Genomic DNA, 18,232 nt, shown 5'->3' on the forward strand with positions numbered 1-18,232 from the left:
GGCTGGGGGTGCCTTACAGCGGGATATTTCCGTGCTTGCGGGCCGGCCGTGCCACGTTCTTATCGCGCAGCAGGCGGAGGTTGCGGGCGATCTGTCCGCGGGTTTCGGACGGTACGATCACGGCGTCGATAAGCCCGCGCTCCGCGGCGAGGTACGGGGTGAGCATGTAGTCCTCGTATTCGCGTTCGAAGGACTTGGTGAGTTCGGCGACGTCCAGGCCGCGCTCCGCGGCGTCGGCAATTTCGCGGCGGTAGAGGAAGCCCACGGCGCCCGCGGCTCCCATCACGGCGATCTGCGCGGTCGGCCACGCCAAGTTCACGTCGGCGCCCAAGCCCTTGGAACCCATGACGCAGTACGCGCCACCGTAGGCCTTGCGCAGGGTCACGGTAATCTTCGGCACGGTCGCCTCACCGTAGGCGTAGAGCAGCTTGGCGCCGCGGCGCAGAATGCCGTCGTACTCCTGGCCGGAGCCGGGCAGGAAGCCGGGGACGTCCACCAGCATCACGATCGGAATATTAAAGGCATCGCAGGTGCGCACGAAGCGGGCGGCTTTTTCGGAAGCGTCGATGTCCAGGCAGCCGGCGAAGTGCATCGGCTGGTTTGCCACGAAGCCCACGGACTGGCCTTCCACGCGGCCGAACGCGATGACGACGTTGGGGGCGCGGTCTTCCTGGATCTCCAGGTAGGTGCCGTCGTCGGTGATGCTTTCGATGACGTCGCGAATATCATAAGGAATAGTCGGGGAATCCGGGATGATGTGGTCCAGCTTGAGGTCATCCGGAGTCATGTTTTCCTCGATGGTGCCTTCCTCGCGGTCAAAGTCCTCCAGCGGCGCCTGCTGGCGGTTGTTGGAGGGGAGGAAGGACACCAGGTCCTGCACCCAGTCGAGGGCTTCTTCGTCGCTGGTTGCGGTGAAGTGCGAGTTGCCGGCCTTTTCCATGTGGACGTTTGCGCCGCCCAGTTCTTCCTGGGAGATGTCTTCACTGGTGACGGTCTTGATCACGTCGGGCCCGGTGACGAACATCTTGGAGGTCTGGTCCACCATCACCACAAAGTCCGTGAGCGCGGGGGAGTAGGCATTGCCGCCAGCGCAGGAACCCATGATCACGGAGATTTGCGGCACCACGCCGGAGGCGTTGATGTTGTGGTAGAAGGTCTGCGCGATGAGGTCCAGCGACACCGCACCGTCCTGGATGCGGGCACCGGCGCCTTCGTACAGGCCGATCAGCGGGCGGCCGGTAGCCACGGCCAGCTCCATGATCTTGATCATTTTCTCACCGTAGACTTCGCCGAGCGCGCCGCCGAAGACGGTGCCGTCTTGGGAGAAGATGCAAACCTCACGGCCGTCGATGGTGCCCCAGCCGGTGATGATGCCGTCGGTGGTGGGGCGGCGCTTCTGCATACCGAACGCATGGGTGCGGTGGCGGGTCAGCTGGTCGGTCTCCATAAAGGAGCCTTCATCGAGCAGGTAATCTAGACGTTCCCGTGCGGTGAGGCGACCGGCGTCGTGCACCTTTGCCACCGGGCGGTGGCCGACCGGGTATTGCGCTTCTGCACGGCGTGCCTTCAGATCAGCGATCTTGTCGGCAGTGGTCATGGGCGCGATCTCGATCAAACGTGAGGAAATAGTCATGTTTTTGGATACTAGACCATGGCTGCGTTTGTTTCCACTACAAAACGCGAGTGATTTGTGCCACGTTGCAGAGTTGGATGTGTTTCTCCCCAAAATGAACTGTGTGTGAGCAGCGGGAATGCTGAGTGTTGCAAAGGTTGTGGGGGCGAACATCGACCTCAAGAAATTGTGTTGCCCCAGTCACGTCTCAGCTAGAGTGGCACCCATGACTGACCGAACACCGCTCGATGTGCCGCGTTTGCGTGCCGCCGTCGCAGGCGTCTACGCGGATGTGGTGTACACGGAATCCACCGGCTCCACCAACGCGGACTTGGCGCTCGCGGCGCAGCGCGGCGCCCCAGCGTGGACGGCGCACGTGACCGAGTACCAGCATGCGGGGCGGGGCAGGCACGGCCGCGTCTGGACGGCACCGTCGGGTAGCCAGGTGATTTTGTCTATCCTGATGCGCCCGCCCGCGGAGACGCTGCAACGCTTAGGCACCATGCCACTGATCACCGGGCTGGCGATCCTTGATGCCCTGCCCATCGAAGCCCGCCTGAAATGGCCCAACGACGTGCTCGTGCAGGGGCGCAAACTGTGCGGGATCTTAGGCGAGGCCGTGGCTCTTGACGAGCACCCCGCACTCGTCATGGGGTTGGGGCTCAACGTTTCGCTCACGGAGGCGGAACTTCCGGTGCCGCATGCCATTTCCCTCGACCTTGCCTTCCCTGATCAGCAGTTCGATCGCACGGAATTGGCGGCGCAGATCCTGTTGGCGTTGCACAATCGCCTGAGCCAGTGGATTCACAACGACCCCACCCTGATCCGCGACTACCGCCAGGTGTGCTCCTCCATTGGGCAGCAAGTCAAGGTAGTGTTGCCTGGTGATGCAATCCTTCTTGGTGAGGCGGTAGATGTGGCTGAAGACGGTAAGTTGCGGGTCGTCGATAAGCAGGGAACTCTGCACGAGTTGGCCGCAGGTGATGTAACCCACCTGAGGTTGCAATGACCTACGTTGATGTGACGTCCCCGCTGCGCGCAATGGCGATGCCGGTGGTGGAGATGTTGGCGTTCACCGCGGCGTTTTGGATGCTGGTGGGTTTCCTCGACCGTGACTTCTACCCGTGGCGCAATCTCGTGGTGCTGGTGTGGGCGCTGTGCGTGTTGTGGCGCTTCGTGCTGCCGCTGCTCAAGCAACGCCGCCGACGCCTCACCGTCACTGACACTGAAATTCGGGTGCGCAACCCTGGGTTGTTTTCGCGCACCATGACGATTCCGATGCGGGTGGTGCGGGGTGCTGGGCGTCATCGGGACATGCTCACGCTACACACGCAGGCTGGCCCCGTGTACGTCACGGGCGTGCCAAAAGCGAAAAGAATTGCGGATACAATCAACCAGCTGTCCTATAGTTAATCGGGTGAATAACCACCCCACTGACGCCCACGCGCCGGGAATGCCCGTCGTTGCAGTAATCGGCGACGGCCAGCTCGCCCGCATGATGCACACTGCCGCCATCGAACTCGGCCAATCCGTTCGCCTCCTGGCCGGCGCGCGGAACGCCTCCGCTGCGCAAGTTGCCGCCGACGTTGTCCTCGGGGACTACCTTGAGTTGGATGCGCTGCGCAGAGTCGCGGCTGGGTCGTGCGTGGTCACCTTCGACCACGAACACGTGCCAACCGAACACCTGCACCAATTGGTTGCGGAGGGGGTGAACGTGCAGCCCGGGCCGGAAGCGCTCGTCAACGCCCAAGATAAGCTGGTGATGCGCCAACGGTTGGCGGCAATCGGCGCGCCGGTGCCCCCGTTCGCGGAGGTTTCTACCCGCGAGGATGCGCTCGCTTTTTGGGATACCGTCGCTGGCGAAGTTTGCCTGAAAGCCCGCCGCGGCGGATACGACGGCAAGGGCGTGTGGTTCCCCGCAACACGTGCCGAATTCACCGAGCTTGTTGACACCCTGCTTACCCAGCGCGTGCCGCTCCTGGCCGAACGTAAAATGCCCCTCGTGCGGGAACTTTCCGCCATGGTTGCCCGCACCCCTAGTGGAACCGTCGAGCCGTGGCCGGTGGTGCATTCCATTCAGCGCGACGGCGTTTGCGTGGAAGCCATCGCCCCGGCCGAGGACTGCCAGTTCGCCGACGCCGCCACCGACCTCGCATGCCATATTGCCGACGCTCTTGGCGTGACCGGGGTGATGGCCGTGGAGCTCTTCGAAACCGCAGACGGCATTTGGGTAAACGAGTTGGCCATGCGCCCCCACAACACTGGGCACTGGACTCAAGACGGGTGCGTGACCAGCCAATTTGAGCAGCACTTGCGGGCCGTTATGGACCGTCCGTTGGGCGCCACTCGCTGCCTCGGCGCGCATACCGTGATGGCGAACGTGTTGGGCGGCGAGGAAGACCCTGAGCTGCCGATGCCGGAGCGGGTCCGTGAGGTGTGGCAGCGGTTCCCCGATGCGAAGGTGCACCTGTACGGCAAGGGGTGGCGCCCGGGCCGTAAAATCGGCCACGTAAACATTTGCTCCGACGAACCCGTCACCGAGTTACGACGCCGCGCCGAACTCGCCGCCCACTTCCTCGTGCACGCCGTGTGGGCTGACGGGTATCCCGCTCGAAAGGACTAGCATGTCGCCGTTGGTTGGCCTGATCATGGGCTCCGATTCGGACTGGCCCACCGTGGAACCAGCCGCAGAAATCCTCGCCGAATTCGGCATTCCCTTCGAGGTTGGGGTGGTGTCCGCGCACCGCACCCCCGACCGCATGCTGGACTACGCGAAGCAGGCCCACACCCGCGGATTGAAATGCATCATCGCTTGCGCCGGCGGCGCCGCCCACTTACCAGGAATGGTCGCGGCGGCTACTCCGCTGCCAGTGATCGGTGTGCCCCGCGCCCTCAGTGAACTCGACGGCATGGACTCGCTGCTCTCCATTGTGCAAATGCCCGGTGGGGTGCCCGTGGCTACCGTCTCCATTGGCGGGGCCAAGAATGCCGGACTTTTGGCGGTGCGAATCTTGAGTGCTGGCGCGCCGGAGCTGCTCGAACGCATGGTGAACTATCAGGAGGCCATGCGGGTGGAGGTACTGAAGAAAGATCAAGCGCTTCGCGAGCGGCTGCGCGGCGCATGAACACACCTGTAGTGATCCTCGGCTGCCGCCCCGGACCTGCCCTTGATCGCAGGTTGGAGGCGGCATTGCCGCATATTGGGCATTGTGTTGTGGTCACTGGATATGGGGAAGCGCCGTATATGCGGGACTGGCTCATCGCCCGTGGCGTACCCGCGGAAGTCATTATTACGGAGGAACACGCCACCTCCACGAACGAAAACCTCGAACGCGTCCACGCATTACTTGGGGGCAGCGGCTGGTTGGTGGTGACCAACACCTACCACCTCCCGCGGGTACGCATGTGGGCGTGGCACCACAACATCCCCGTCCAAGTCGTGGGCGCCCGCACCCCACGAGAAGTGCTGCTCAAGCATCTTCTACGCGAAGCTTTCGCCTTTTTGCATTCCGGCGCGCGCGTGGTGTGGCGCAGGTGGAAAACCTACCAGCGTGGCGGGTAGGTTGCGTGCGGTCTCTTAGGTGAGCGAGAGTTCGGCGTTGGCTTCGCGGTCGATTCGTCCGAAATTGTAATAGGCGGCGCAAGCGCCTTCGGGGGAGACCATGCAGGTGCCGATCGGCGTTGCTGGGGTGCATGCGGTGCCGAAGACTCGGCATTGCCAAGGCTTAATGTGGCCGGTGAGTACTGCCCCGCATTCGCAGGCTGCGGGATCAGGCACACGCTTTCCGGGGATGTCGAAGCGTTGTTCGGCGTCCCAGGTGGCGTATTCGCTGGCGATGCCGAGGCCGGAGTGTTCCAGCCAGCCCAACCCCCGCCATTCAAAGCTATCTCGAGTCTCGAACACGCGTTTCATGAGTTGGAGGGCGCCGGGGTTGCCAGTTGGGCGGACTACCCGGGCGTATTGGTTCCCTACCTCGGCGCGACCTTCGATGAATTGTTGCAGCAGCATGTCAACCGCCTGCAAAATGTCCAGTGGTTCGAACCCGGCGACCACGACGGGGCGATTAAATTCGCGCGGCAAGAATTCGAATGCTTGAGTGCCGATAATGGTGGCTACGTGGCCGGGCCCGATGAAGCCGCCCACTTGAGTGTTGCCGTCGTTGACGAGTGCGCGGAGCGGGGGCTCGATGGTGACGTGGTTGGAGAATACGGAGAAGTTGGGTAGTTGTTCGCGGCGCGCGGTTTCCAGGGTGACTGCGGTCGACGGTGCGGTGGTTTCGAAACCGACGGCGAAAAACACCACCTGTTTCGCCGGGTTTTCTTTTGCAAGTTTGAGCGCATCAAGTGGGGAGTAGACGAACCGGACGTCTGCCCCGCGAGCGCGGGCGCCGAGGAGCGAGTCGGAGCTGCCGGGCACTCGCATCATGTCCCCGAAGGTGGTGAGGATGACGTCTGGTTGTTCGGCGAGCCACAGGGCGTCGTCGACGCGGCCCATAGGGATGACGCACACTGGGCAGCCGGGGCCGTGCACTAGGTTGATTGATTCTGGCAGGAGGTTTTCCAGCCCGTAGCGGTAAATCGTGTGGGTGTGACCACCGCAGATTTCCATGAGGTGGAGCTGTGTGCCCACCTTGTCGGCGTCCCGCTCGATGCGGTGCAGCAGGGCTTTCGCGGCGGCGGGGTCGCGGAATTCATCAACGTATTTCATGCGGGGTGCCTACTAGGTGATATCCGAGGTGGTAAACGATTCGAGTTCGTCTTCGAACGTATCGCCGCCGAGTTGTTTGATTTGTTGCAACGTAATCTGGGCTTCTTCTTCGTCGATGGTGCTGAGTGCGAAGCCGACGTGCACCAGCACCCAATCGCCAAGGTGAAGTTCTTCCCCGATTAACAGTTCGGTTGAAATGACCCTGGATACGCCGCTGATACTTACTGTCGCGCGGGCGTCGTCTTGGATTTCCACGATTTGCGCGGGCACCCCGAGGCACATATTGCTGCTCCTTTCACCACGTCTCACACTACCAGCGGGGATACCATGAGTTTGAACGTTGCTAGGCAAGGAGAATCATGGAACCGAAAAACCGTCTGAACCAGGATGAACGCCGGGTGAACCTCAATATTTCGCGGGTGCGTTCGAGGGGGCACAGGCTTGCTGATAGTCATGTGACGCTCGCCCATGGTGCTGGTGGCAAGGCGTCGGCGGCGCTGGTGGAGGTGGTGTTTTACGACGCTTACGGGAATTCGGTGTTGGAGCAGCGTGGGGATTCCGCGGTGATTCCGCTTGCGGAGATTGCCGCAACTACGGAGGGATCGCTCGCATTTTCCACTGACTCGTATGTGGTGAACCCGATCGTCTTTCCGGGCGGAAATATTGGCGAACTCGCAGTGAATGGCACGGTGAACGACCTCGCCGCGGGCGGCGCGCAGCCGAAGTTTTTGTCCGCCGCGTTTATTCTGGAGGAGGGGCTGGAAATTGCGGTGCTGCGCGAGATTGTGGCTGCGATGCGGGATGCTGCCGCTGCGGCGGGGGTGCAGATTGTCGCCGGGGACACGAAGGTTGTGCCGAAAGGCGCAGGTGACAACCTGTATATTACGACGGCGGGCGTCGGCGTGGTGCCCCCCGGCCGCTTGTCCACACCCCCGCAGCCCGGCGATGTGGTGATCGTTTCCGGCCCGATTGCGGATCACGGCATGGCGGTGATGTTGGCGCGGGGCGATCTTGCGATTTCGGCGCCGATTGAGTCTGATACCCGCCCTATCCATCACATGGTGGAATCTCTATTCGAAGTTTGTGAGCCGCGGTGGGTGCGGGACGCTACGCGCGGTGGGCTCGCGACCGTCGTGAATGAACTTGCGAGCGCTACGGGGTGGGGGGTGGCGTTGGAGGATTCTGCGATCCCCGTGCGGGATATGACGCGTGCCGCCTGCGACATGTTGGGAATCGACCCTTTGTACGTGGCAAATGAGGGGACGTTTGTGGTGGTTGTGCCGCCCGCGGATGTTGACGCCGCGCTTGCTTGCCTGCCCGAAGGGCGTGCGGTTGGGCAGGTGGTGGAGCGGCCCGCGGCGTCGGTAGTTCTCAAAACTGGGTTCGGTGGGACGCGCATGGTGGACATGCTGGTGGGCGACCCGTTGCCGCGGATTTGTTAAGGCGCGGGTTCCGGCTGCGTTGGGCGGGGCCGGCGTGTCACGAGGACAAGTACCGCATTGAAGAATGCGAATAGGTGTACGCCGAGCATGACGAGGCCTGCGCCGATGTTGCTGCCGTCTTCGGCGGTGGGTGAGCCGCCGGACAGCATGAAAAACAGGGCGCCGATGAGGAGGAGTACGCCGATGGAGGTGACGTTGGTGATCAGCGTAAACGGGTGGCGGGGCGCTGATTTTTGGTTGCGTTGCGCGAGGGCGACGAGGGCGTTGAGTGCGGCGAGCACGACGGTGATGAGGGACAGGATGAAGAAGTCGATAAGTTCTCGTACTGCGGTGCCGGAAAACACCACGACGTAGGAGGCAATCACCGCAACTAGCACCGCGGCGGCAATAATTTTGTTTATTACCATCGTCATGGTGACAGCGTAATCGGTGAACGCGCATTTGCCGATTCCGATTATTGCCGCAGGTGGTAGCATATTTCCTGCCTGGCCAGCCAACTCGCGTGTTGCGGGCATGGGTAGGGGCCCCGCGGGGGTGGTTTCCCGTTGGGGCTGGCTAGGTTGTGAGCGCAGGCGGGGGTGGCAGCGCCGACGGAGGGTCGGAGTTGATCGCGGCGGTGTGTTGCTGCTGGCGCCAGCGTTGGATGCGACGGTTTTTCTGCGCGAGGGTGTAACCCCAGCGGCCGATGCCGTTGTTGCCGGGTGGGTTCGTGTTGCCATCGTGAGGGGTGTGACCAGAGTGGCGGGTGGTGATTCCACCGGTGAGCCCTTCGATCCCGGCGAGCGGCCCGTTGGGGGTAGTGGTGCCGATGAGTGTGCCGTCGGCGTGAAACCAGGTTACTGACCCGAGGGCGTCCATCACGGCGCGCACCCGACGGTCCGTTTTCGCGTTGTGGTGTTTGCGGCACAGGCATTGCAGGTTGGACAGTGTGGTCCAGCCGCCAGCTTCGTGGTTGATCACGTGGTCGATGTCGCACTGATGGGCGGGTTTCGTGCAGCCCGGGAAGCGGCAGGTAAGGTCGCGCAGTTGCACGGCGAGCCGCAAGTGCAGGGTGGGATCGTGCGTGGCGCGGCATTGTTTGGCGATCTCGTGGATATTTACAAAGTCGACGTCGACGCCGTCCAGCAGGCAGCGTTGCTGCTTGGTTACTGGGCCCGTGCCGTACAACCAGGTGGTGTTTACTTGGTCGCCAGGGCGGATGGTGCCGGTGCCGAACAGGATGCGCCGGTCAATGGTGCGCTCCACCTCGGTGGTGTGGCATACCAAATCCAGCAGGGCTTTCGCCTTGGAGAGATCGTGGGCGTTCGCGTGGGCTGTCACCCGGTCCATGATGGCGTTGGCGTCAAGGTCGGGAAGTTCCGCGCTGAGCATGGTCATCCCCGGTGACAGAGACGGGACCGTGAGCACTGTCTCGCACGGCGTCGGCTCCGGGGTTGTTTCGTCTTCAATGCCCCAACCGCGCAGTAGGTCTTCCAGCCAGCGCCGCACATGGCCGGGGGTGGGCACGATCTGGTTGGGTACGTGCGCGGTGAACCTGTCCACCAGTGCCGCGTCGAGCTGGGGGATGCGATGAGGCGGCAGTGGGCTGTCCATACGGCGCAACACTTGCTCAATCACAATCATGTGCCGCACGCTCACCACCCCAGCTGCGCGGGCGTGCTGTTTGAATCCACCGAGTTCGCGGTGGAGCCGCGCGCAAAAGCCGAGTGCGTCTTCCAATTGGTACGGCGTGTACAGGCCCACTGTGTATGCGGCGGTGCGTTCCGCGAGGGTGTGTAAATCCACCACGGTGAGATCATGGTCGATGGTGCAGCCCAGCAGCATGCCCAACGCGCGCTTGTTTTCCGCAACGCTGTGTTGCGCCGCGGGGTGTTTGCTGCGTTCTACATTGAACCAAGCTTGCTGTTTCCCCATGATGTTCACCTCCCCAGTGCGGCTTGTACATTTAGTGCGCCGTTTCAGATACCTCTTATTTTACCGAATCCGCACCTTTGAAGCCAGTGTTTGCACAGCTCACGGCCATGTTTGCTTCCTGAGCACGGGCCTCGGTGCGTGGCGCGACCAGCGGAATCAAACAGTGTTGAGTAGTGTGCCCCTTAGGCTATGTTTGAATGGGTAGCACTCTCGCTGAGTTGTGGCGTACCTGAGGCCGCCGCATTGCCCTGTGTGACGCACGAACCTGCGGCATGGCAGGCTAAAAGGTGGCCTGAACGGCAGAAACGCTGAGATTAAAGATGGAAAATTTTCCTCCCGCCACCCCCAAACAGGGGCCCGCATCCCGCGCCCGCCTATCGACGCCCCGCGCGTGATATTTATGCCACATTGCCGCGCGAATTTCAATTGCATTGATGCAAATTGGTTTGCTCTGTTTCGGGTTGAGTCACGTTGGAATGTCTTTGAATTAGTTGATTTCGTTTGCTCTTTTCAAGTCAAAAAAGCGGCCTATATTTGAAATTGTCGCACCGAGAACAACGGAAATGCGGCGAAATGTAAACACCATTCTTGTTTTGAAAGGGAGAGTATCATGGCTGACTATGAATTTGATTTCGCAGAAGGCGACACCCAGGACGACGTGGAGACCCAAATCACCTCCAAGTCGCTGTGCACGCCTGGTTGCATCACCGGCGCGCTGCAGACGTGCGCGTTCAAGTCCATTACCTGTCACGTGCACATCTCCAAGTAGGGCGTAGCGCTCACAAGCGCGGACCGTGGGATTATTCTCCCTGGTCCGCGCATTTTTTGTGTGATTGTGGTGGTGGTCGGGGATGGTAAGCCCGGCTACCCGAAGATCGGGGGAAGGCAGTGAGGTCGGGGACATGTGGGTAGTGGGCGACATTTGGATATGCCCGGCGTCGGGTGCACGCGCCATGGTGCTCAAACAATTGAGCGAGCCGCTGGAATTGACGTAATAGTTTTTCAAAGTATTCGAAAATGTATTGGGGGAATACCAGAAGGTAGACAAGCGGATACGTGAACGCAATGAGGGATCCACTTATGGATATACCTGTGCAAACTCCTTGCCCGGTTGTAACGGGATTTATACAGTCAATTTCGATCGATTGATCAACTTCTTATCCCAAGATGTTTGGGGCCTCAGGCTTGGGATAACAAAACCTTTCGTGTTTGTCTTTTCAAGATGGGAGAAAATGTTGCTGACCATCACTTTGACTGGTAAACCGAGTGCCAACGGAAATCCAGTAAGCAATATTAAGGCGCTGGAGCTCGCCTACCTGCTTTCTGAAAACGATGGCAAAATTTCGAAGAAGACGATCCTCTGCGAGCTCTACAACAATTTCTGTTCGAAGAATGCGTTGTGGTACCCGGTAAAGGGGTGTTCTACGCTCGGCGTGGATATCGAATACAATGCGGAAAGCCGCGTGTATCTCACCAACGCTCAAATCAGTAGTGACCTGGGGAAAGTATTCACGAGCCTAGAGCAGGGGGATATTTGGCGGGCGCTGTTTTTCCTGCGGGGGCCGGTGTTGCCGGGTTGCCAGGATTGGTTTGCCGACAATACGCGCACCGCACTCAAGGAATGTTTGACGCAAGTTGTGGATTCGTTGGATCCGGAGGAACGCCAACACGTTGAAGCAAACCTTGAGGATCGGGGTGTGGAACTATGACGTACAAACTACGCGCCTCTGTGCAAGGGATTCGTTCGGCTGCTGTGCGGTGGGAGGAGTACCAACGTTTCCTCGATACCACCGACGGGTTGGCCAAAATTCGCCTCGCATATGAGAGCTCGATCATCAGCACGACGTTGCGGGCGTTCAATCCGATCGTAGACGCCAACGCGCGCGCCATCCTGGCTGGTGACCTGCGTTTGGATTCGAAAAAGGGCCGGAAAACGCTGCGGCACATTTCCATTCTGATGGCTCGTGCAGCCACGCGGGCAACACCATCACGGCTCGTCGGTCGCGTTGGCCACACCCACGAACCAATTATCGACGCCGCGCCCGCCGCAGCCTCACAGTCTGCGCACCGTCGCTTGGGTTCACGCGAGCTGCGTGTTGTGTTGCGGGATGAGCTGGAAATTGGGTGCGCGGCACCGATTACTGCGGGGGAGCCGGATGCGGCCGCGCCGCCAGCGGTGCGCTGGAATCCTAGTGCGATTGAGATTGGTTCCCGCTACTTTGTCACCGCGCCTCGCTGCCGCAAGGAGGTGTTCGGTTCCGTTGGTGGCAACGATGTGATCGCCCGGATTGTGGAGCTGGCGCGGAATCCGATTTCGTGGGATCAGCTTGTGCAGCAATTGTTGGAGGAATTTAATATCGCCGATGCCAGCGTTGTGGAAAAGGCGGTGTTATCCCTGGTCAAGCGGGAATTTCTGCTTTCGTCTAGGAGCGTGGGGTATGCGGAGAGCTGTGGGGAGCAGGGCGTCGATACGCGGGTGAGTCAGTGTGAGCGATTCGGTGGCGCTCTTCGGGATTGGGTCATTGAGCATAACGAGGCTGAGTTTGAGGCGAGGCGCGACGCCGACGTCAGCATTGGGGCGCAAGCGTTGGAGAGTTTGGAAAAGTGTTACGGCTTCTTATTGCGCAATGGGCTGTTGGGCACTGTGGATAAGGGGCTAGCGGCAAAGTTTGCGGAAATTCTGCACGAACGTTATGGGTTTAGCAGGGTTTCGTTGGTTGATCTTATTCACCCTGCGTTTGGTATTTCCTACCAGGACGTCGTGGATGAATTTAGCGCAGCTCAAGGTGCTTCGTCGGCGGAGGGCGCTACGTCTCGCCTTGCGGAGTGTTGCGCGCGAGCTGCGATTCATAACGACCGTTGGGTGGACCTCAATGCGCCGGAGATTCGCCGGTTAATTGCGCGCGATCAGGGTGCGAGCGACCCGGAATACGCTGCCAATTTCGAGTCGTTTGCGGTGCCGGTGGTTCCGCATCGTGTGCCCGACGGCCAAGACTCCCAGCGGGGTGTGCAGTTTTTGGCTTGCGATGGGGTGGTCGCGGTACCGAGCGCCGTGCTCACTGCGCGGTATCGGTTGCTCCGCGGCGATGATTCGCAACCTGTGGCGAACTCGGGTGCGGCGCGCAAGGGGGTGGCAACGGCCGCTATTGATTGGATGAGCAACGACAGGAAAGTCAATGCGATTCGGGAATCACGCCAGGATGTTGATTACACGCTCAACGTGAATGCGTTTGCTACGTCCAAGAATGAGCTTGTGTGCAGTGACCTGTATGTATGGTCCGACGGCAAGCGCGTGTTCATCGAAAAGGAAGATGGAACGAGGTTGCATTTTGAACCGACTTCCATGGTGTCGCTGCACTTGTATCCGGAGTGGGTGCGGTTGTTGTTTGTGGTGGCGACCGCGGATTGGCCTGCGCTTCAGTGGGATTGGGGTTCGTTAGAACGATTCCACGACTTCTTGCCTGGTGTGCGTTTTGACAACGTGATTTTGCAGCGGCCGAAGTTTCGGTATCGGGGCGAGGAAACCTTGGAGGCGTTCAACGCGTGGTGCGACGAGTTGGGGATTGGGCCGTTGGTTCGCCTGGGGATGAGCGACCGGAAAGTGTTGGTGAACCGTACGACACTTGCAGATTCTTCGACGCTGGCGCATCTACTCCGTTCCGGGGACAAATGGGTGGACGATGCTGGCATTGAACACGGCGTTCCATTGTGCACGGATTCCGCGGGGCATGCGTTTCACAGCGAATTGGTGGTTTCGTTTCAATGTGTGCGGAAATTCGCCGATCCTACGCGCGAACACACGCCCGCCGCGGGTGAGGGCGTCGCTGCGTTAAACCACCAGGCATTGCTTGAGTTTGAAGATGTCGATTCCTACGGCTACGAACAATTAATTCCGGCGACGAGCGATTGGTGCAATTTAGAGATTGTGCCTCGGGGCGGAGAGGTTCATCCATTAATCTCGCTGTTTTCCGGTTTGAATGTGCCGTTCTACTTTGTGCGCTATTCCACCAAGTCCGGGAAAGCGTGTGTCCGGTTGCGCCTGCTTCGCGAACACATGATGCAAGCGGATGTTCGACAGTTTTTCGCCGCGTTGGTGTGGGACGGCTGGGTCAGTGAGGTGACAGAACAGCAGCACCGCCTTGAGGTGGAGCGCTACGGCGGCCAGGCGGGATTCGCCGCCTTTTCCGAATTGTTTATTGCAGAATCGGCGTTGCTCAGCTGGCTTGCTTCGAAAAAGCTTTTGGAGCCGTTGTCGGTCTCCGAGCGGGCGTTTTTGTTGCGCCGGTGGTTGCATACCAGTCCGCTCCCATATGGAGTGCACCGCGAGGTGGCGCGCCAGCAACGAAGCACACGCGGTGGGAAAACGCGCGTGGTTATTCCGGATGCGTTGGCGGACTCATTGCAGCCGCATCGGGAGCAGATCGACGCATTCTTCGAGGCGATCGCTCGTGCGATGGACAACGTCGTGGCGGCAATTCCGGAGTTGCGTGAACCCTGGGGTGTTGCGGCACACCTGTTCTGCAACCGGCTGGGAATTTCCACTGAAGAGGAACAACAGGTTTGGAAAGCGCTGGCGAAAACAATGCCGGCGTTGGAAAGGGCGTGAAGTACGATGCAAACTCTCAAGGTCCACACCTATCGCACGTGGGAGCAGTGCAACGCGGTGTTGTTTCGCGAACTGGCGCGGGAATGCCGGGCACAGGATTCGCTGCATATCAACCAGGGAAGCCTCGGGAAGGCGTATGCGGCGGCCGCGATGGCAGCACTGGATGATTCCTACGATTGGGACCACGTTGTACTTACCCACCTCAATGGCATTTTTGCCAGCTTAGGGGGGAATAGTTACCATCACGCTGGGGTGCTCGGCGGCTTGACCGGACTGGCGTTGTTGCTCCAGTCGGCGAAGTCTTCCCCCGAGGAGTTTGCGGGTGCGTTGCACAAGCTGGAGAGCCGCATGTTGCGGCATGTTCAGGAAGGCTTGGAGCGATTGCGCCGCGACGTGGGCATGCCGCGCTTCGATTACGATTTCGCCATTGGGCTGACTGGGCAGCTGTACTATTTCACCCTGTTTCCCCCAGCCGAACCCAACAATCAAAACCTTGTTCGGGAGGCTACGGAATTCCTTGCGCAAGTTGCCACATCCGATTTCGAAGACTTCTTCTGGAGCCCGTCGATTTCCGTACCGCCGGAAGTAATTCAGCAGGAGCCGAAGGCGGCGTTCGGCATTCTGGATTTTGGCCAGGCGCATGGCATCGCGGGCGTGCTTGGGCTGATGCTACTGAAGCTTCAAACCGACGATCGGGAGATTGTGGAGCCTGCGATTGCGCCTTTGTTGGCGGCGCTTGTCCGCGGCTATGACGCCTCGATCGTGCCGTGTTTGCCGTATTATCTGTGCGGCCATCCGTCGAGTGCGGCGTGGTGGGGTCCCGGTGCCGAAACTCCTCATCCAGGTCCCGCGGCGCGCAACGGGTGGTGTTACGGCTTGCCCATGGTGGAGGCGTTTTGGTGGGCTTACGGTTTGGACATTCCTGATCGAATCAAAATGAGTTTCGACGCCCCGACCTACCTCGATCCTGCCTCCGGCGGGTTTGATGAGCCCGGCCTGTGCCACGGGTTAGCGGGACGCATGTCCTTGAATTATCTGGTTGGCAAGCCGATCCCCGGCGCTTGGTGGGAGCGCGCTGAGCAGTTCATGGCGGAACTCGCTGAAAAGGAGGGCGCTTATGCTGCAGATTCGGATCATAAGTGGGGTTTTTGGGACGGTGTTTCCGGGTTACATGTTGTGATGCATGCGATTGCGAGCGGGCAACCATTGCCGAAACAATTGCAGATTTTGGGGGTGCCTTGTGGAAACATTGCGTTGTGACGATGTGAGCTTTTCTTACCCGGATCGTCCGGTGCTGTACCACTGGACGCAGGATTTTCCGCCGGGGACATCGACGGCGATCATTGGCCCCAATGGGTCCGGTAAAACAACCCTGTTAAAGCTGCTCACGGGGCTTGTTATTCCCAGCAGCGGCCGGGTGTATTTTGGCCATTGGAACACCGCCGATAATTGGAAGCAGTTTCGTTCCAAGATTGGGCTGAGTTTGTACTCCGAGCGAAGTTTCAACTTTCGTTTGAATGGCTACCAAAACGCTGAGTTTATTGGCGCGCTGAATGGTCTGCATAAGCATGAGGTGCGTCAACGGATTGACGAGTTGTTTAGTCGGTTCGACGCTGCGCGGTTTTTTGAATGTCGGTTTAGCGATTTGTCGTTGGGGCAGCGCAGCATTTACGGCCTGCTCGTGGCGGCGCTCACATCGCATGGGATTGTGATTTTGGACGAACCGACGAGCACCCTTGACGCCCGCAATCGGCGGGTGGTGTACGCCATGATCAGCGCGTTGACCGCCGGTGGGCATATCGTGATCGTGTCCACGCATGACATGGAGCTCGCTGAGGTGAGCGACTATGTCATTACGTCGGAGGAGTTTTTGCGATGATTACCGACGCCGTGTCTTTGATCATTCCGCAAATCCTGCGGTTTTGGCGGGAAAAGCGGACCTATAAGACGCAAATGGTGCTCACGTTGTTGTCTTCCATTGTGGGCTTGATTCAATTCGGCCTGTTGGGGCTTTTCCTTTCCCAGGGCGGCTCGTTGCCGGGTTTGGAAGCGTATGGCGGCAATGTCATTGGTTTTATGGTCACGGGTGCGATGGGCTCGTCGATTTTGTTCATGCTGATGAATGTTCCCAAGGACACGATTCGGGAGGAGCAGCGGACCGGAACGTTGGAGCTCATCATCATGTCGAAGTTCGGCCTGCCCACGATTATTGTGACGCGCTTGTTGGTGAATCTGCTGTCCACGCTGATCAGCACCACCTTGGTGATGACTTGCTTCTTTTACGTGTTTCATGTTTCGGCCAGCGTGAACTGGTTGAATCTGCTGCTCACCATCGTCATTGGTTTTGTACTGATGTCTTCCATCGGGCTGTGCGCCGCGGGTTACATCCTGAATTCCAAGTCCGGTGAGCCGTTTACTTGGGCTGTGACCGTGGTAGTCGGTTTGTTCTCTGGGGTGATGTTTCCGGTGGAGTTTTATCCCCAGTGGCTGCAAAACCTGGCCTTTTATGTTCCCACCACGTCTGTGATGTCGGCGCTGCGGTTGTCTACCCTGACCGGTTCCGAGTTTTCGCAGACGTTCGGCGTGCTGGTCCCGGCCTTGATGTGGATTTGTTTCCTCGCGCCGTTGGGTATTTACGTGTTCTGTTGGGGGATGCGGAAGTGCCGCATCAACGGAACCATCGGCGGGTATTAAACCATCTATTTGCTATGTGAAGGAGTGTTGTACGTTGAGTCGTGTTGTATCTGCGATGACTCTGTTGTTGTTTGGCGTTTCGTTGATTGTTGCTATTGCTTGCTGGTTTGCAATTATCGCCGGCGTGATTGCCGTGGTGTTGTGTATTGCGAGCGTTGTAGCTGTGTGGAAAACGGCGGGGACGGGGCGTCGAAAAGCGGCGTTGGGTGCGTTGTTGTTGAATGTGGTGGGCATTGCCTTTGCTGCTGCGGCGACGCTGTTGATGATGAGCAATGTGAATAGCACGTGTGGTGAATTCGACCCGGAATCTCCGGAAGGCGTGGCGTGCTTCCAGCAGCAGTATTCTTCTTCGACTGGGTTGCAGGATTTGTTGTTTGGAAATGGGGGAGGGCAGTGATGAATTTTAGGAATGTTGTTTCGCGTACCACGGTTGGCGCGCTGGCATTTGCGGCGCTAATTACTGGGCAAACGCCGGGTATTGCCGGGGCACAGCACGCGCCGGATGCCATTGTCGGTGGCCTGGAGGCATTGCCGTTTGCGCACACGCCGCAATCCGAACTTGTCCCGGAGAACAATACGCACACCACGGAAAACGGTGCGCAATTTGTGTTGTATGGGTTGAAAACGGACGCGGGCGAGGTGCATTGCAGCGGAGTGTCATTGGGTGCGAATCAGTTTTTAACCTCGCAGCATTGCACTGACGCTGTGGAATCGTTCGATGACATCACGTTGTTCGCTGATCCGGAAGCCAACGTCGAACATGTTGCGGACGTTCCGGATGTCGATGCGGCGGTGGTGACGCTGGATACGGACGTGTTTGCGGCGGATTGCGTGCAGGTTTCGGAGGAACCGGTGGAGCCGGCAGAAACACTGGATTTGTATACCGTGGATGTGAGCTCTGGGGGCGTGCACGAGGAACAGCTCCGTGTCGAACAAACCGACTACGTTGGCAAGAATGCGGATTTGGGGGTGGTGTCGCATGATTTGATTCGGGCTTCGGCGATGGATGGATCCCCCACGCGGCCAGGTGATTCTGGCTCGCCGGTGTTTCGCAAGGATTCTCGCGGCGAATACGTCCTCGCGGGGATTGTAGTGGGTGTTTCCAAGTCGCTGGGTGATGTGATTGTGCAGCCGATCGCCCATATCGCCGGGAACATTCTCGATGAATGCGCGTGTTGCACGCCCGCGGACCCCCACGCTGGCGGGCAGTGTGAGCGGCCCACGACCTCACCCACGACTTCACCCAGGTAGCTAGA

Annotated in this window: 20 protein-coding genes; 15 read left to right on the top strand and 5 right to left on the bottom strand. The window is 59.5% G+C overall.

The window, feature by feature from the left end; translation table 11 throughout:
* Positions 1-13: 13 nt before the first annotated feature.
* Positions 14-1,633, bottom strand: coding sequence for an acyl-CoA carboxylase subunit beta (locus Q4D83_RS07855; protein WP_303174483.1), 1,620 nt, complete (start codon positions 1,631-1,633; stop codon positions 14-16).
* A gap of 205 nt (positions 1,634-1,838) precedes the next feature.
* Here Q4D83_RS07855 and Q4D83_RS07860 point away from each other — a divergent pair, with 205 nt between their 5' ends.
* From Q4D83_RS07860 to Q4D83_RS07880, 5 genes are read left to right on the top strand one after another with little or no spacing between them, the layout of a single operon-like run.
* Positions 1,839-2,621: a biotin--[acetyl-CoA-carboxylase] ligase gene (locus Q4D83_RS07860; RefSeq protein WP_303174484.1), complete on the top strand. Its 783-nt coding sequence runs from the start codon at positions 1,839-1,841 to the stop codon at positions 2,619-2,621.
* On the top strand, positions 2,618-3,025 hold the full coding sequence (locus Q4D83_RS07865; protein WP_303174485.1) for a hypothetical protein: 408 nt from the start codon (positions 2,618-2,620) through the stop codon (positions 3,023-3,025). The genes Q4D83_RS07860 and Q4D83_RS07865 overlap by 4 nt, the downstream gene beginning before the upstream one ends.
* 4 nt (positions 3,026-3,029) lie before the next feature.
* On the top strand, positions 3,030-4,235 hold the full coding sequence (locus tag Q4D83_RS07870) for a 5-(carboxyamino)imidazole ribonucleotide synthase (RefSeq protein WP_303174487.1): 1,206 nt from the start codon (positions 3,030-3,032) through the stop codon (positions 4,233-4,235).
* Between the two features lies 1 nt (position 4,236).
* Positions 4,237-4,737, top strand: a complete 501-nt coding sequence (gene purE / locus Q4D83_RS07875; RefSeq protein WP_303174489.1) for a 5-(carboxyamino)imidazole ribonucleotide mutase — start codon at positions 4,237-4,239, stop codon at positions 4,735-4,737.
* Positions 4,734-5,174, top strand: a complete 441-nt coding sequence (locus tag Q4D83_RS07880) for a YdcF family protein (protein WP_303174490.1) — start codon at positions 4,734-4,736, stop codon at positions 5,172-5,174. Before purE ends, Q4D83_RS07880 begins: the two co-directional genes overlap by 4 nt.
* A gap of 15 nt (positions 5,175-5,189) precedes the next feature.
* Here Q4D83_RS07880 and hypD read toward each other — a convergent pair whose 3' ends face one another.
* Positions 5,190-6,320, bottom strand: coding sequence for a hydrogenase formation protein HypD (gene hypD / locus Q4D83_RS07885; protein ID WP_303174492.1), 1,131 nt, complete (start codon positions 6,318-6,320; stop codon positions 5,190-5,192).
* Positions 6,321-6,332: 12 nt separating this feature from the next.
* On the bottom strand, positions 6,333-6,602 hold the full coding sequence (locus tag Q4D83_RS07890; protein WP_303174494.1) for a HypC/HybG/HupF family hydrogenase formation chaperone: 270 nt from the start codon (positions 6,600-6,602) through the stop codon (positions 6,333-6,335).
* A 77-nt stretch (positions 6,603-6,679) separates the two neighbouring features.
* Here Q4D83_RS07890 and hypE point away from each other — a divergent pair, with 77 nt between their 5' ends.
* Positions 6,680-7,762, top strand: coding sequence for a hydrogenase expression/formation protein HypE (gene hypE, locus Q4D83_RS07895; protein ID WP_303174495.1), 1,083 nt, complete (start codon positions 6,680-6,682; stop codon positions 7,760-7,762).
* On the opposite strand, the gene Q4D83_RS07900 is transcribed toward hypE, so the two are convergent.
* Both Q4D83_RS07900 and Q4D83_RS07905 read right to left on the bottom strand, forming a co-directional pair.
* Positions 7,759-8,175, bottom strand: coding sequence for a hypothetical protein (locus tag Q4D83_RS07900; protein WP_303174497.1), 417 nt, complete (start codon positions 8,173-8,175; stop codon positions 7,759-7,761). The two genes, hypE and Q4D83_RS07900, sit on opposite strands and share 4 nt — an antisense overlap.
* A gap of 142 nt (positions 8,176-8,317) precedes the next feature.
* Positions 8,318-9,676 carry an HNH endonuclease signature motif containing protein gene (locus Q4D83_RS07905; RefSeq protein ID WP_303174499.1) on the bottom strand — a complete coding sequence of 453 codons (1,359 nt, stop codon included), beginning with the start codon at positions 9,674-9,676 and terminating at the stop codon, positions 8,318-8,320.
* A gap of 610 nt (positions 9,677-10,286) precedes the next feature.
* On the opposite strand from Q4D83_RS07905, the gene Q4D83_RS07910 reads away from it, so the two are divergent.
* The 9 genes from Q4D83_RS07910 to Q4D83_RS07950 all read left to right on the top strand — a co-directional run bounded on the left by Q4D83_RS07910 (position 10,287) and on the right by Q4D83_RS07950 (position 18,227).
* The gene (locus Q4D83_RS07910) at positions 10,287-10,445 is read left to right on the top strand and encodes a gallidermin/nisin family lantibiotic (RefSeq protein WP_303174501.1); all 159 of its coding nucleotides are present in this window, start codon (positions 10,287-10,289) and stop codon (positions 10,443-10,445) included.
* 82 nt (positions 10,446-10,527) lie between these two features.
* The gene (locus Q4D83_RS07915; RefSeq protein WP_303174503.1) at positions 10,528-10,671 is read left to right on the top strand and encodes a hypothetical protein; all 144 of its coding nucleotides are present in this window, start codon (positions 10,528-10,530) and stop codon (positions 10,669-10,671) included.
* A 237-nt stretch (positions 10,672-10,908) separates the two neighbouring features.
* Entirely contained in the window at positions 10,909-11,385 is a 477-nt protein-coding gene (locus Q4D83_RS07920) for a hypothetical protein (RefSeq protein WP_303174505.1), read from the top strand.
* On the top strand, positions 11,382-14,282 hold the full coding sequence (locus Q4D83_RS07925; RefSeq protein WP_303174506.1) for a lantibiotic dehydratase: 2,901 nt from the start codon (positions 11,382-11,384) through the stop codon (positions 14,280-14,282). The genes Q4D83_RS07920 and Q4D83_RS07925 overlap by 4 nt, the downstream gene beginning before the upstream one ends.
* A 6-nt stretch (positions 14,283-14,288) precedes the next feature.
* Positions 14,289-15,542 (top strand): lanthionine synthetase LanC family protein, encoded by a 1,254-nt coding sequence (locus Q4D83_RS07930; RefSeq protein WP_303174507.1) that lies wholly within the window; start codon positions 14,289-14,291, stop codon positions 15,540-15,542.
* 4 nt (positions 15,543-15,546) lie between these two features.
* Positions 15,547-16,161, top strand: coding sequence for an ATP-binding cassette domain-containing protein (locus Q4D83_RS07935; protein ID WP_303174508.1), 615 nt, complete (start codon positions 15,547-15,549; stop codon positions 16,159-16,161).
* A complete protein-coding gene (locus tag Q4D83_RS07940) occupies positions 16,158-16,976 on the top strand; it encodes an ABC transporter permease (protein WP_303174509.1) in 819 nt (272 codons plus the stop codon). Before Q4D83_RS07935 ends, Q4D83_RS07940 begins: the two co-directional genes overlap by 4 nt.
* 34 nt (positions 16,977-17,010) lie before the next feature.
* Positions 17,011-17,373 (top strand): hypothetical protein, encoded by a 363-nt coding sequence (locus Q4D83_RS07945; protein WP_303174511.1) that lies wholly within the window; start codon positions 17,011-17,013, stop codon positions 17,371-17,373.
* Positions 17,373-18,227 (top strand): trypsin-like serine protease, encoded by an 855-nt coding sequence (locus Q4D83_RS07950; protein WP_303174512.1) that lies wholly within the window; start codon positions 17,373-17,375, stop codon positions 18,225-18,227. The genes Q4D83_RS07945 and Q4D83_RS07950 overlap by 1 nt, the downstream gene beginning before the upstream one ends.
* Positions 18,228-18,232 lie beyond the last annotated feature (5 nt).

The sequence above is a fragment of the Corynebacterium sp. genome, from assembly GCF_030532715.1.
In the GTDB taxonomy this organism is placed as follows: domain Bacteria; phylum Actinomycetota; class Actinomycetes; order Mycobacteriales; family Mycobacteriaceae; genus Corynebacterium.